At 45.8% G+C, this 15,352-nt stretch carries 10 protein-coding genes and 1 tRNA gene; 8 read left to right on the top strand and 3 right to left on the bottom strand.

What is annotated here, in order from left to right:
- Positions 1-27 precede the first annotated feature (27 nt).
- Positions 28-3,357 (top strand): DUF4906 domain-containing protein, encoded by a 3,330-nt coding sequence (locus tag ITJ87_RS09005; RefSeq protein ID WP_226791131.1) that lies wholly within the window; start codon positions 28-30, stop codon positions 3,355-3,357.
- 1,050 nt (positions 3,358-4,407) lie between these two features.
- On the opposite strand, the gene ITJ87_RS09010 is transcribed toward ITJ87_RS09005, so the two are convergent.
- Together ITJ87_RS09010 and ITJ87_RS09015 are read right to left on the bottom strand one after the other, a co-directional pair.
- Entirely contained in the window at positions 4,408-4,635 is a 228-nt protein-coding gene (locus ITJ87_RS09010; protein WP_117601196.1) for a hypothetical protein, read from the bottom strand.
- Positions 4,636-4,700: 65 nt separating this feature from the next.
- Positions 4,701-4,774: transfer RNA gene (locus ITJ87_RS09015), tRNA-Ala, on the bottom strand.
- 103 nt (positions 4,775-4,877) lie between these two features.
- Here ITJ87_RS09015 and ITJ87_RS09020 point away from each other — a divergent pair.
- From ITJ87_RS09020 to ITJ87_RS09050, 7 genes are all read left to right on the top strand, one after another.
- Entirely contained in the window at positions 4,878-5,183 is a 306-nt protein-coding gene (locus ITJ87_RS09020) for a DUF4286 family protein (RefSeq protein WP_005826379.1), read from the top strand.
- The gene (ruvC, locus tag ITJ87_RS09025) at positions 5,180-5,749 is read left to right on the top strand and encodes a crossover junction endodeoxyribonuclease RuvC (RefSeq protein ID WP_005826381.1); all 570 of its coding nucleotides are present in this window, start codon (positions 5,180-5,182) and stop codon (positions 5,747-5,749) included. The genes ITJ87_RS09020 and ruvC overlap by 4 nt, the downstream gene beginning before the upstream one ends.
- A gap of 34 nt (positions 5,750-5,783) precedes the next feature.
- Positions 5,784-7,781, top strand: a complete 1,998-nt coding sequence (gene pulA, locus ITJ87_RS09030; RefSeq protein WP_035449519.1) for a type I pullulanase — start codon at positions 5,784-5,786, stop codon at positions 7,779-7,781.
- A gap of 10 nt (positions 7,782-7,791) precedes the next feature.
- Entirely contained in the window at positions 7,792-9,264 is a 1,473-nt protein-coding gene (locus ITJ87_RS09035; RefSeq protein WP_117966277.1) for an ATP-binding cassette domain-containing protein, read from the top strand.
- Positions 9,265-9,367: 103 nt separating this feature from the next.
- Positions 9,368-10,024 carry a fructose-6-phosphate aldolase gene (gene fsa, locus ITJ87_RS09040; RefSeq protein WP_005835793.1) on the top strand — a complete coding sequence of 219 codons (657 nt, stop codon included), beginning with the start codon at positions 9,368-9,370 and terminating at the stop codon, positions 10,022-10,024.
- A gap of 115 nt (positions 10,025-10,139) precedes the next feature.
- Positions 10,140-12,038 (top strand): LTA synthase family protein, encoded by a 1,899-nt coding sequence (locus ITJ87_RS09045; RefSeq protein WP_117966216.1) that lies wholly within the window; start codon positions 10,140-10,142, stop codon positions 12,036-12,038.
- A gap of 47 nt (positions 12,039-12,085) precedes the next feature.
- Positions 12,086-12,772 (top strand): phosphatase PAP2 family protein, encoded by a 687-nt coding sequence (locus ITJ87_RS09050; RefSeq protein ID WP_022401654.1) that lies wholly within the window; start codon positions 12,086-12,088, stop codon positions 12,770-12,772.
- Here ITJ87_RS09050 and ITJ87_RS09055 read toward each other — a convergent pair.
- Entirely contained in the window at positions 12,763-15,300 is a 2,538-nt protein-coding gene (locus ITJ87_RS09055; RefSeq protein ID WP_117966274.1) for a carboxypeptidase-like regulatory domain-containing protein, read from the bottom strand. The genes ITJ87_RS09050 and ITJ87_RS09055 overlap by 10 nt on opposite strands.
- Between the last annotated feature and the right edge of the window lie 52 nt (positions 15,301-15,352).

The raw sequence follows: 15,352 nt of genomic DNA on the forward strand, positions 1-15,352 counted from the left end.
GACGAATAACAGACAAAAATATACAGCATGATGAAAAAAACAGTGAATCATATTCTAGTGGCGGGACTGTTGGCGCTCCTGTCGCTTGCATCTTGCACCGATGAGTTCATCGAAGGAAACTACTTGCAGGGAGTAGACCGTGACAAGCGGGTGGAGGTGAGGCTTCCGTTCGGTGTGGGACGTGGCATCACTACCACGATTACAACCCGTGCGGCAGGTGGAGAGATTGATTATGACTCCCAGCTTTCGGGCGTGATGGCTTTTGTATATGAAGCGAAGAGCGACAATCCGGAAGAAAATGAGTTGTTGGCCTATCATCTGTTCTCCAATCCGTCCAATAAGCCGCTGGAAGGTGCTACCGGCGGATGGATCGCCGATAATGACGACCCTACATGCGGTGAAATCAAGTTCTATGTTCCGGTGGGTGATGTATACATCTATCTGTTGGGCAATGCGCAAAGTTCGTTCCTTAATTTCTTTCCGGGAGTATCGGGTGGGGATGCGCTGGGCACTCAGGCGGAGTTTTTTGAAAAAGCAACCCCGAAGTGGAACGGAAATATACACAGCGTAGACGGTTATCTGCCGCTTACGGGTATGGTGAACAACAATACAGGATTATGTCATGTGAACGAACAGGGACAAATCAGTTATACGGATGAAGAGGGAAAAACTCATATACTGTTGCCGGACGGTAAACACGATGAAGACAATTCGTTTGTGCTGAAACGCCTGATGAGCAAGATTACAATGAATATCAGGGAAGGTAAAGGAGTGAAGTTTACGGCGCGAGATTACACGGTTCGCCATATACCTCATTATGTGTCGCCCACCGCACAGGCGTGGACGGAAGAAGAGCGGGACCGTATCCTGGTGGAAGATGCCAAGCCGGTGAATTTCGGTTTACTGGATTCTCTCACTTTTACTATATACCTGCCGGAGAACATACGCAAGGTAAGATCCGGCGTGGAGATTACCGAATACAGGCAGCGGGATAAGGTGGTGAAGACTGCCGACAATAAAAATACGGAAGAGACCGCTCCCGATGATTTTCATGCTGATAATGCCGATAATCACAAAGGGCACTACAAGTTTGAGTTTGCTCCGAAAGCTTCTACTTATATTGAACTGACCGGATGGTTTGAAAATGCAGACAAGACGGTTGCTGCCGATGTCCGTTATTATATCCATTTGGGTAATTTCGGGAAAGACCTCAATCACTTCAGCGTGGAGCGCGACCATCACTATACGTATAATGTAACCATCAACGGAGTGGATGATATAGTGGTGGAAGTGGAAGATGAGAACGAAAAGACTCCGGGAGCGGAAGGAGTGGTGTTCAAGCATGAGGCTTTCGCACATATCGATGCCCATTTTGACCAGGTGGAGATGAAATTCATGCGGAAAGACATTGAAAATGGTGTCTATCTGTATACCGACACACCTTTCGGGGTCATGGGGGTGATGTATTATCCTAAAGGTACCCCCGACGGAGGTGCGGAAGGCAAATGTGTATCCGTGAGCAGTTTCGGTATTACCAAAGATGTGGCACAAGGCTATCTGGCGTGGCTGGAGTTTGCGAGAGAGAAGACACCGGATAACTATTTCTATAATGGAACAAAACCGGATAAAGAAAGCCCCTATCTCCTGGAATACTATCATCCTGACAAGGTGAAAAGTGTGTTCGATGCGCTCGATGAGTTTTATGCAAGCAAGGAGGATTCGGCGTACTACACCTGCTTTGTGGATGAGAACTTTTATGAGAAACATCCCGACCCGCGTATTACGGCATCGGTGCATCTGAAAGATTTTATCAACTGCAAGGACCGTATCTTCTCGCTTGCTACGGACCTCAAGTTCAGCCAAGATGGTAAGAGCGCGGTGTCGCAGTCGGTTTATACGCTGAAACAACGTTCCATTGCCTGCTTCTATGATATGAACGATGAGACTCTCAATAAATTCGGCTTGGAGTCGGTGGAAGAGCAGACGGCCATCCTGTATGAGCCAGAATCGGACCAGAGGGAAGTTTGGGACGGCAGAAAGAATACTTGGCAAAAGCTGGATGGTCAGGTTGGAAATTGTAATATACATGGTATGGAATGGGGGCTTAAAACATCACCTTTCCTATCCGGTTTTATACTGAGGAAAGATGGAAGTCTGAAGGAATCCCGACCGATTAGCGGACAGGCCGACGATCCGGTTATCATGCTGATACGTAACCGTGATTTGAACGGCAACGGCTATCTGGACGAGGAAGAACTGCGCTGGTATGTACCTGCCATAGGGCAATTGGTGGGTATGTGGCTGGGAGAGCCTGCCATGGCAAAAGAAGCCGCCTTGTGGAAAGCGTCTTTCGATATATATATAGGAGCGGAAGGGAAAGAGATAACCGACAATCCCGTACAGGGATATACGGCCAGTACACACGGTTCTTATTCCACAATATGGTCGGAACTGGGAGGATACATAAGTCATACGTATCTGAGACACATGATTAGTGTGAGGAGCTTGGGAAGCGGAGTCGTGAGTGGCAGGATGGACAGGGAAGTTTCGTCTCCTTATTACAAATACGATGAAGCAAGCCGTACGCTGGAAGTCTTTTTGGCGGACGAAGCCATGCGCTCGTTCAGTTACCGGGAGCTTCAGCCCCATAACGAACGCGATACGCAGAACCGTCTGTACAAGAAATTCCAGCTGGCACAAGAACCCATGCTGATGGATACGATTGCGGAATTTGAGTGCACTGACCCGAGTCACCTGAGATTTGATAAAGATACTCCCAGTAAGGTAACATGGACAGGTACGACATTGAAACTTATTGAGATAGACAATGCCAAACGAGATAAGTTTACCATAGCCCAAGACTATCACGAAGCAGGAGACGGAGTGACCCCCGCCGGAGCGTGGCGCTTGCCCAATGAACGCGAACTGACATTGATTCAGCTGGCATTCAACTTCTTCCAGGATGAGGACAACCTGCCTTTCTCGCCCATGGTGAAGCCGGGAGACGAGGATGCCGTAGGTGATGCTTACGGCTGGTACAACCCACTCAGTCTGACATGCGATTTAAGTGATAAAAGGAATCATAACTTTAAGCACCGGCTTTGCGCCGTGTTCCATTGCCGTACGGCGTATTCTTACAGCCGCTATTATCCCGGTAGACACGAATATACGCCTACCGGCTACATACTGAACTATTGGAAGACCGATTCGGAAGGGGAGTTGCTGAAAATTCGCCGGGTAGAAATGCATATGATGCGCTACTATTCAGATGAGAGAGGCATGGTGGAGGAAGACAAGGAAGAACGGAAAAAATACGGCAGAGCCGGTGTGTTCTGTGTGCGCGATGTGAGATACTGATCTGTAGGAATAATCGGATAGTTTTCCTTCAAAGAATCTATTCGAAAATGCCAGAGATTGTCAAATTGCATATTTGGTAAAAGATTGTGGGTTTAAGTATGCCGATGAAACATTCCATCATCGGCATACTCATTTTTTAAAAGCATACTTTTTAGCATGATTAATTTGTAAAGTATCAATAGATACGCTACACTTTTTCTTTTCGTAGGCAAATCTTAATCCGTATCTTCGTAGCATGAAAGAAGATATACGGAAAATACGGATGCGCCAAAAATGGCTTGAGCTATATGGTTAAACGGGTTCTATGACAAAGACTGCCCTTCGGCGAGGGATTCCTGTTTCACGTTATACCCTTGGATAAATCGTGAGAAAGAACAAGGCAAGTCGGATTTGTCCGATAAGTCTAAACGTCCATCAAGACTTGCCAATGTGAAGATAACACCTGAAATTGAAACCACTATCCTTAATCTGCGTGAGACGAGAAGATGGGGGAGCGCAACGGATTGCCAACTATCTGCTTAGGAAGAGAATAAAGCTCTCAGCCATGACGGTGTGGTATGTGTTAAAAAAGCATCAAGTCAAGACTGTTGTGAAACGACGTAAAAAGTCAGCCTGTACACGATACAGTAAAGAAATTCTAGGAGAGAGGGCTCAGCTGGATGTAATGAAAGTACGAAACGGGGCATACCAGTTCACAGCCATAGATGGTTGCACCCCTTTGAGAACTATTCGTGTATATCCCAATAAAAAAGCAGAAAGTACAATTCATTTTTAAATTCATAAAACATAGAAACAAGAAAACTCTTATTCAATAAGCTGTGAACAATCAAAATATATCGCGGATTGTTTTACGCTTTTAAATTCATCGGTCGGGGAACGGCCAGCGCTCTTGTCGGGACCACCCGTCCCGACAAGAATAAAAATTCGCTAATGTAGCAAATCTGTTGTTATGGCACAGATAAAACTTACATCAATGATATTTTGATTTGGTTATTAAGGATCATATTATTATTTGATTCTAGTTTAGGAAGCAGTTTACTTACTTTGGCTTTATTCTTCTCCCATTGATTGGGGTACCTTACATCTTGTAGATGTACGCACTTGTTCGTTTTTGATTTTTACTATGAAGTAAAACATTATTGATTTTGTCTCTTTAGGTTTTACTAGGTTATGGTAGGGGGGTATCTTTTGGACAAAACATTGTTTGATTTCATTGTTTGAAATCATTGTTTCAGCTTTCTTAATAGAATCATTATTTGATGTTTCAGAATGTGCCATAATAGGGTGTTCTAGGCATATAGGCATAAAATAAGACACACAACTATTGCTGTATGTCTTACTCGTGGAGCGTATGAGACTCGAACTCATCACCTCGACACTGCCAGTGTCGCGCTCTAGCCAGATGAGCTAACGCCCCGTTGCCAACGTTTGCAGGCTTGCTTTCGTTTTTGATGGTGCAAATATAATGCATTATTCTGAAATAATTGCTATGTTTGCGAAAGAATTTGAAAAAATAAGTTATGCTGATATATAATACCACTTATCATGTAGAGGAAGGAGAAGACAAAAACTTCCTGATATGGATGCAGGAACACTATCTTCCCGAGGTAGAAAAGAACGGAACATTGTATGCTCCACGTATAGCCCGTATCTTGAGTCATATTGAAGAAGGAAGCATCTGCTATTCTGTTCAGTTTGAGGTGGAAAACTCTGCCAAACTGCATCGTTGGCATCAAGAGCAAGGAGTGAAACTGAACGAGGAATTACTGAATATCTTTAAAGATAAAGTGATTGGCTTTCCTACATTGATGGAGGTAATAGTGTGATACAACCGGTCAAAGAGAAAATAATATTGGGTATAGACCCTGGTACCACCATTATGGGGTATGGAGTATTGCGTGTGGCAGGTGTCAAGCCGGAAATGATAGCCATGGGAATTATCGACCTCCGCAAATTTGGAGACCACTATCTGAAGTTACGCCATATTCATGAACGGGTACTGAGTATCATAGAGAGTTATTTGCCTGACGAGCTCGCTATTGAGGCCCCTTTCTTCGGAAAGAATGTACAGTCCATGTTGAAGTTGGGGCGTGCGCAAGGCGTAGCAATGGCAGCTGCTTTGAGCAGGGATATTCCCATTACGGAATATGCTCCTTTAAAAATAAAGATGGCTATCACCGGAAACGGACAAGCATCCAAGGAACAGGTGGCGGACATGTTGCAGCGTATGCTGCATTTTCCTAAAGAGGATATGCCTACTTTTATGGATGCAACGGACGGGCTTGCTGCTGCCTATTGTCACTTTCTGCAGATGGGGCGTCCCACGGTGGAGAAAGGCTATCATGGCTGGAAAGACTTTATTGCCAAAAATCCGGATAAGGTGAAGAAGTGATAAGAATTGAAATGTAGAATCTAAAAATAATATCATGAAATTGAATGAACTTGCTATCATTGGAGTGGCTGCAACGACGATTGTAAGCTGCACTCCCGCGAAGACGGAGTATGCTTCGTACGAACTTTACCCTGTCCGTTCGGGTAGTCTGACAGAGATGGAATATACACCTGCTGCCACGCAATTCACATTGTGGGCACCTACGGCAGATGAAGTTCGCCTGATGTTGTTCGAAGCAGGAGATGGAGGGCATGCCTATGAAACTATTTCAATGGAACCCTCTGAAGAAGGAACTTGGAAAACTAAAGTTGAAAAGGACTTGATGGGTAAATTCTACACATTCAATGTGAAAATCAATGATAAGTGGCTGGGGGATACTCCGGGTATCAATGCCAAAGCTGTAGGGGTGAATGGAAAACGTGCCGCCATCATCGACATGAAATCCACGGACCCCGAAGGATGGGCAGATGATAAACGTCCGGCATTGGCCTCTCCTGCCGATGTGATTCTTTATGAAATGCACCATCGTGATATGTCCATCGAACCGTCGTCGGGCATTGAGCATAAAGGAAAGTTCCTGGCACTGACAGAACAAGGAACGGTAAGTCCCGACAAGCTGGCAACCGGCATTGACCATCTGAAAGAATTGGGGGTGACACATGTACATCTCCTTCCGTCTTATGACTATGCCTCCGTTGATGAGACAAAGCTGGACGAGAACAAGTATAATTGGGGATATGATCCGCAGAATTACAATGTGCCTGATGGCTCTTATTCTACCGACCCCTACAAACCGGATGTTCGTATCCGGGAATTCAAGCAGATGGTGCAGGCTTTGCACAAAGCAGGTATCCGTGTTGTTCTGGATGTGGTGTATAACCATACTTTCAATACATCCGACAGTAATTTTGAACGTACAGTGCCGGGATACTTTTACCGTCAGCGACCAGACGGAACGTATGCAGACGGTTCGGCTTGTGGCAATGAAACTGCCAGCAACCGTCCGATGATGCGTAAATACATGATAGAGTCTGTATTACATTGGATTAATGAATATCACATTGACGGATTCCGTTTTGACCTGATGGGTATTCATGACATCGAGACAATGAACGAAATCCGTAAGGCGGCAACGTCTGTAGATCCGACTATATTTATATATGGTGAAGGATGGGCGGCATCGGCTCCACAGATGGCGGAAGATTCTCTGGCAATGAAAGCCAATACTTATAAGATGCCGGGTGTTGCTGCTTTCTCTGACGAAATGCGTGATGCTTTACGCGGTCCGTTTAATGACAATCATCAAGGTGCTTTCCTTGCTGGATTGCCGGGAGGAGAGGAGAGCATAAAGTTTGGTATTGTAGGAGCCATCAGGCATCCGCAAGTAAATAATGACTCTGTGAATTATAGTAAGGCTCCGTGGGCGGAACAACCTACACAGATGATCAGCTATGTTTCCTGCCATGATGATATGTGCTTGGTGGATAGGCTGAAAGCAAGTATCCCGGGTATTACTCCCGTAGAATTGGCAAAGCTTGACAAACTGGCGCAAACAGCCGTATTCACTTCCCAAGGTGTACCGTTTATTTATGCCGGTGAGGAAGTGATGCGTGACAAGAAGGGAGTACACAATAGTTTTGAGAGTCCCGATTCCATCAATGCGATTGATTGGAGACGAAAGGCGGAGCATGCAGATGTATTTGCTTATTATAAAGGGTTGATACAGCTTCGTAAGAAGCATCCGGCTTTCCGTATGGGTGATGCGGATTTGGTGCGTAAGCATTTGGAATTTCTACCGGTTGACGGCAGCAATGTGGTGGTTTACCGTCTGAAAGAAAATGCCAACGGTGATGCATGGGGAGATATTATACTAGTCTTGAATGCCCGTAAGGAGCCTGCCAAACTTACCGTACCCGAAGGTAAATATACAGTGGTCTGCAAGGATGGCTTTATCAATGAACAAGGTTTGGGCACACTGTACGGCCCCGAAGTTGTTGTTCCGGCCCAATCGGCACTGATTATGTATAAATGATGATTGGATGATGCAACAACATACAATACACATAGCGGGGGGCGTAGTACGCAACCCGCTTGTTCGTTTGACAGAGCCTGTCACCCTTGATTTCCTGGCAGGAGAACACATTGCCATTGTAGGACCGAACGGAGCCGGAAAGAGCCTCCTGGTGGATATGCTGACGGAAAAGTATCCTTTGCGTGATGGTGAGCTTACCTATGATTTCTCTCCCTCCCTCACGAAAACTGCCTATGACAATATCAAATACATTGCTTTCCGTGATACTTACGGTTCTGCCGATGCCAATTATTACTATCAACAGCGTTGGAATGCCCACGACCAGGAGGATGCTCCGCTAGTACGCGAAGTGCTGGGAGAGGTAAAAGACGATGTCTTGAGGCGGCAGCTATTTGAACTTTTCAGCATAGAGCCGATGCTTGACAAGAAAATCATTCTTCTCAGCAGTGGGGAGCTGCGCAGGTTTCAGTTGACTAAAGCTTTACTGACTGTTCCCCGAATTCTTATCATGGACAATCCTTTCATAGGGCTGGATGCGCCTACCCGTGAACTGCTTTTTAATTTGCTGGAGCGGCTTACCCGGCTGGGCGAGTTGCAGATTGTCCTTGTGCTTTCCATGTTGGATGACATACCTTCATTTATTACACATGTTGTGCCGGTAGAGGACATGAAGGTGGGCGAAAAGATGGAACGTGAGGAGTATGTGCAGGCATTCTGTGCGGGCAATCAGATGCGTATTCAGGAAGAGGCCGGAGCGTTGGAGGAATTGCAGCGGTGTATTCTCGATTTGCCCTACGAACATGCGAATTTCACTTCGGACGAAGTGGTGAAATTGAACGGGGTTAGCATCCGTTACGATGACCGTACCATTCTGAAGGAGCTGGATTGGACAGTGATGCGTGGTGAGAAGTGGGCGCTGAGTGGCGAGAACGGTGCCGGCAAGTCTACCTTGCTTAGTTTGGTTTGTGCGGATAATCCGCAGTCATACGCCTGCGATATCAGTCTTTTCGGACGGAAGCGCGGAACGGGGGAGAGTATTTGGGAAATCAAGAAACACATCGGTTATGTCAGTCCGGAAATGCATCGTGCTTATCTGAAGAATCTGCCTGCCATAGAGATTGTCGCTTCCGGTCTGCACGACAGCATCGGATTGTATAAACGTCCTCATGCCGAACAGATGTCGGTATGTGAGTGGTGGATGGAGATTTTCGGTATTGCCGCCTTGAAAGACAATCCTTTTCTGCAACTCTCCAGCGGGGAACAGCGTCTGGCATTATTGGCACGTGCTTTTGTCAAGGACCCGGAACTGCTGATATTGGATGAACCGCTTCATGGACTCGATACATACAACCGCCGTCGGGTTAAGAAGATTATAGAGGCATTCTGCCATCGTCGGGATAAAACGATGATTATGGTAACCCACTATGAGAATGAATTGCCGCAAACAATTACTAACCGTTTATTCTTGAAGCGAAACCGCTGACCGGATAATAATTACGTCAAGCAAAGATAATAAAGGACTGGCGGGAACCATTTATGGTGTAAATCGTTATATTTGTAATATCAACCATCTAAACATTTATATCATGAAGTTTTTTATTGATACGGCAAATTTAGAACAGATTCGGGAGGCCTATGACTTGGGCGTACTCGACGGAGTTACCACTAATCCTTCGCTTATGGCAAAAGAAGGTATCAAAGGAGTGGAGAACCAGCGTAAGCACTATGTGGACATCTGTAATATTGTGCAAGGCGATGTGAGTGCCGAGGTGATAGCTACCGACTATGAAGGCATGATTAAAGAGGGTGAAGAATTGGCAGCCTTGAATCCGCATATCGTAGTGAAGGTGCCTTGCATTGCAGAAGGTATCAAGGCCGTTAAATACTTCTCGGGCAAAGGTATCCGTACAAATTGTACTCTGGTATTTTCTGTCGGTCAGGCATTGCTTGCAGCCAAGGCAGGTGCAACGTATGTTTCTCCGTTTGTGGGGCGTCTCGATGATATCTGTGAGGATGGCATTGCATTGGTTGCGAAGATTGTAGAGATGTACCGTTATTATGGATATACCACCCAGGTACTTGCCGCCTCTATCCGTCATACGGCACATATCATGCAGTGTATAGAGGTGGGTGCTGATGTGGCTACTTGTCCGCTTTCGGCCATTAAGGGTTTACTTAATCATCCGCTGACCGATTCCGGTCTGAGGAAGTTCCTTGAAGATTACAAACGCGTGAACGGATAAACTTAAAATATCCTATAAGCCTATCTTTCAATGTAATTATTGACTAATATTGGTGAGAAATAGAATAAAAAGATTTATTTTTGCGCCTTATATTTAGATATACAATAAGGCACCGATGAAAGATAGGCTCATAGGATTTATTAAGACATACTGCTTGTTTGTCTGCATTTTTGTGTTGCAGAAACCACTGTTTATGCTGTTTTACAAATCGCTGTACCCGGATGTCTCGTGTGCGGACTGGTTCAGTGTCATTTGGCATGGGTTACCTTTAGACCTATCTCTGGCTGGTTATCTGACAGCTATTCCCGGTTTTCTTTTCATAACCTCTGTATGGACACTTTCTAAATCCCTTCATCTCATCTGGTGCGGCTATTTCCTCTTCATTTCTGTTCTTCTATCCATTATTTTTACTGTAGATTTAGGATTATACGAGTATTGGGGATTTCGTTTGGATGCCACACCGTTGTTCTATTTCTTTTCTTCTCCTAAAGAAGCAGTGGCCAGCGTCAGTATCTGGATGGTGCTGGGGGGAATTGTTGCAATGGCTGTTTATGCTGTCGTGCTGTATGTTGTTTTCTACAGCATCTTGTTGCAGAAGAAACTGTTGCTGCAGATGAAACTGCCTTATCGTCGCCTGAAGGTGTCAGGTATATTGTTGCTGATGACGGGGCTGCTGTTTATTCCTATCCGTGGAGGCTTTACAGTATCTACCATGAATGTGGGGAAAGTCTATTTCAGTGCCGAGCAGCGTCTGAACCATGCAGCTATCAACCCTGCATTCAGTCTGATGGAATCTCTTGCCAAGCAGAAGGACTTTAGCAAGCAATACCGTTTTATGGAAGCTGCGGAGGCCGACCGGCTTTTTAAAGACATGCTTGAACCCGCAGTTGCCGGTGGTCAAACGGAAGAGACGGATTCTGTGCGGCAATCTGCCGATTCGCTGCATACTTTATTCAATACTCAGCGTCCCGATGTACTCTTTGTGATTCTTGAGAGTTTTTCCTCTAGGTTGATGACAGCTTTGGGAGGTGAGCCGAATATTGCCATTCATCTGGATAGCTTGAGTAAGGAAGGGGTGCTCTTTACGAACTTCTACGCCAACAGTTTTCGTACGGACCGTGGACTGGTGGCTATCTTGAGTGGCTATCCTGCCCAGCCCACTACGAGTATTATGAAGTATCCCCGTAAAACGCAGTCCATTCCTGCCATTGCAGGCAGCTTGCGGAAGGCGGGTTATGGTACCAAGTATTATTATGGCGGTGATGCCGACTTTACCAATATGCGTTCCTACCTGATGTCATCGGGCTTTGAAGATATTGTTTCCGACCAGGACTTTCCCGTAACGGAACGTTTAAGTAAGTGGGGGGCGCACGACCATCTCGTATTCAACCGTCTGCTGGAAGACTTGAAAACCGAAGCTGCCGAAGGAACTGCAGAAGAGAAAACTCCTCATTTCCGTGTCTTGCAGACCTCCAGCAGCCACGAGCCTTTTGAAGTACCTTTCCGTCGTCTGGAGAATGACCGGCTGAACGCCTTTGCCTATACGGATAGTTGTGCAGGCGATTTTGTAAGACAGTTCCGTGAGCTCCCCCAGTGGAAGAATACGGTGATTGTGTTTGTTCCAGACCATTTGGGAGCTTATCCCGAACATATCGACAATTTGTCGGTAGAACGCTACCGGATACCTCTGTTGATGGTGGGCGGTGCCGTCCGAGAGCCGAGGCGCATTGACGTCTATGGCTCGCAACATGACATTGCAGCCACGTTGCTGGCCCAATTGGCGCTGCCCCATGAAGAGTTTGTCTTCAGTAAAGATATGCTTAATCCCGCTTCCCCTCATTTCGCGTTCTTTACCGTACCCGATGCTTTCGGTATGGTGACAGCAGACAACCAGGTGATATTCAATTGCCAGGCAGGTGCTGTGGTAGTGGATGAGGGCACGGCAAAGGGAAAGAACTTGCCGTTGGGCAAAGCCTATCTGCAGAAATTGTATGACGATATAGCAAAAAGATAAAGGAAGATAATTAAAGTATAAGAGTATAAAGTATAAGAGTATAAAGTATGACAGCACTTATGGATGTCTTGCAAGGGGCGATAGATATAGACACAAACATATTCCTTTTCATCAATGGGATGCACAACACCTTTTTCGATTACTTTATGAGTGCCTACAGCGGTAAGTGGGTCTGGGTGCCGATGTATGCTGCCATTTGGTATGTGATGCTGCGCAACTTCCATTGGAAAGTGACTTTGTTCTGCATGGTCGGTCTGGCACTCGTAATTACCATTGCCGACCAGACGGGGGCAACATTGATACGCCCGTATGTGGAACGCCTTCGTCCCGCCAATCTGGAAAATCCCATATCCGATATGGTGCATATCGTAAACGGACATCGAGGAGGGCGTTATGGATTCCCCTCCTGTCATGCTGCTAATACTTTTGGCCTGGCATTCTTTGTCTGGTTTCTTTTCCGTAAACGATGGCTCACTGTGTTTATGATGGGATGGGCGTTGCTGACCTGCTATTCACGTGTCTACTTGGGAGTGCATTATCCGGGCGATCTCATCGCGGGAACATTGGTTGGATTGATTGCCGCATACATTGTATATCGCCTTTTCCTGAAAGTCAGCGGGTATAAGACCATGAAGAAAGTCCCCCATATTTATGCTCCCATATTGGTGGGCGGATTGACGATAGTTGGGATATTGATATATTCCACGGTGATGATATTGCAGGCTCAGAACTGATGATTTATCGTCACCATTGCTTCCCTCGGACGTATATTTAGTCGTGAAGTGTAGCTTTGCGTGGTGGAATACGTTGTGTAAGCATACTCTTTTTTGTTGAACAGGTTGTTGAGGCTTGCTTCCAATCTCCATTTTTTTCTTTTATAGATAAGGGATGCATCTGCGAACACGGTGTTGAGATGTGCGTCCCCTCCTAAGTCATTCCGGTAATGCTCGCCGGATAGCCGTAGGTCTACCTGCCCGATACTGAATGTGAGATGTAGCCGTTGTATGAAGTCCAGTAACGGGGTGAGACGGGTATCACTTCCTATCTTACTGCCGCCATAGCCTAATGTGGCATGATATTCCGCTTCAAAAATATCTGCGGGAGACCAGATTATTTTAGGCTCTGCTTTCAGATAATCATAACGATAGGTCTGCAGAAGACTTTGCCGGTTACCCTCGCTGTCAGCCAGGCGGGTAAGCTGTTCGCCATTGCTGCGACTGAGTAGTAGGGTGAGTGAGGTTTTCAAATGCCAGTCGTATATACCTTTGGACAAAGTACTGCTGAGATTCCAGCTATCGTTATGGTTCGGTAGTTCACGACGAGTGTAGACAATGGCATTTTCGGAAACACTCTGTTCGAAAAGAGTATTCCGGTTGCTGCGGCTGTAGGTTAGTGCGGCAGTGATGAAAAATTCCTGTACAGTGTTTTTGTACTCTCCGTAGAGATTGTAGGTTTGCGTGAGGCTGGTAGGGAAAAGTCCGTTGCCGTCTCGCCAGGTGCGGTAATCAGTTTGGTAGAGTCCCGGATACAAGTCGGAGAAGTCTTCTGCCGAGCGTTTCAGACTGCCATAAAGGGAGAACGTCCAATGATAATCCAGTTTATAGCGCAAATACATGGACGGATTGAAGAACAGGAACGAACGCTGTTGTGAGAAATACCGATCTGCTTTCAGAGGAAGCGAAAGTGTAGCCAGCCATTTTCCACGTTCCAGCTGGAAGTAGGGGGTAATATACAATGACAGATGCGAAGCATTGAAATCATTGGGCTGTCTTGTCGGAGTATATTTCAGGGTAGCCCGTTCTCCTTGTATTCCTGCCTTATATTGTTGGGTAAATCCATCATACTTTCGTAGATATGCGGCACTGTTATCTGTGTAGAAGTTGTGCTGGTTGAATTTACTTTTTCCTTCTTCGAGTAGTAAGGATGCAGGCTGGTAAGCATACTGTGTCGTCGAACGAAATTCCCAGGTTCCGCTTTCCCGGTTTCGGATAAGATTGAAGTAGTTTCCGGCACTTAGCTGTGACGTTTGCAGAGTTTGTCCCAGTTCCTCCGAACATCCGCGATTTATTTCTCCGTCTACGGTGAAGCGGTTGGATATATAATTCCGGCTGCTGTTATCTTCATAACGCAGTTCCAGATTAGCGATGTCACTTCTCAGACGATAATGGTAGGTTTCGTCTATTTGTATGGTATCTGTCGGTTGATAATAGATTTGGGTATTTCCCCGTTGCTGTCGGATTAGCTCATGAGTATATCCGGCTTGCAGGCGTAAGCTGCGGTCATCATTCCATTTGTACATACGGTTGCCGTTCAGGGTGTGGGTTTCATTGAATAATAAGCGATTCTTGTCTAATGGTGCGCTGATGCCCGGCTGGGAGAGAAAACCGGAAAGCGGAACTTGTTGCTGGCCATTTCCGGTCAGTTTGGTTTGCTCGTTGCTGAGGTCCTTGCCATTGTTATTTGTCTTGTAATTATAGACACTCTGTTTTCCTTTACCCAGTTGAAGGGCATTCAGTCTGCCTTCCCACAGGATTTTGTTGTTGTCACTCCATCCGGTTCCCAGAGTACCGTTTGCTATCCATTGATCGCGTGCTTTCGGATCCAGTTTCAGGTTCAATGCCACCTCATCGGAATTGATTTTTCCTTTCAAGGCCTTTACTGACTGATAGTTCTCCATGATTTCCGCACTCTTTACGGCTTTGGCACTCAGGTTGTTGTTGATTTGGTTATAACGTCCGCCTGTCACGTCCATTCCTTCCACAAAGTAGTGGTCGATGGCTTTCCCTTTATACTTAACCTGTCCGTTTTCATCTACATCCACGCCCGGAAGTTTCTTCAATACATCCTTTATGTGCACATCTTTAGATGAAGCAAACTGTGCCAAGTCATATCTCACCGTATCTTTTCGGGTATTGATACGTCCGGGACGTATTTGTACTTCTTTTAATACGATGGCTTCCGGTTGTAGGCTGAGATTCAGGATTCCTGCCGCATTGATATTCCGCATTTCTCTCTTATAGCCTAACAAAGAAATATTGAGTTGCAGCATTCCGCTATGCTTCCACGGCAAAGAAAATTGTCCTTTGGCATCGGTCAATGCATAGTCTATCGTTGTGTTTCCGCGTAATACACTAATCATTACAGCTTCCAGCGGTTGATCGGTTTCTGCATCTGTTATCTTGCCGCTCAACGTCTGTGCGTAGGTAGGCGACAAGAAACGAAAGAGAAACAGGAAAAATAGAATGATAGTTTTTTTATTCATACACTGCAATAATTGATTGTTTGGCAATTGAAGTTTGTTGAATTTTTTATAC

The organism is Bacteroides sp. HF-162, assembly GCF_015679285.1.
Taxonomy (GTDB): Bacteria; Bacteroidota; Bacteroidia; order Bacteroidales; family Bacteroidaceae; genus Bacteroides; species Bacteroides uniformis.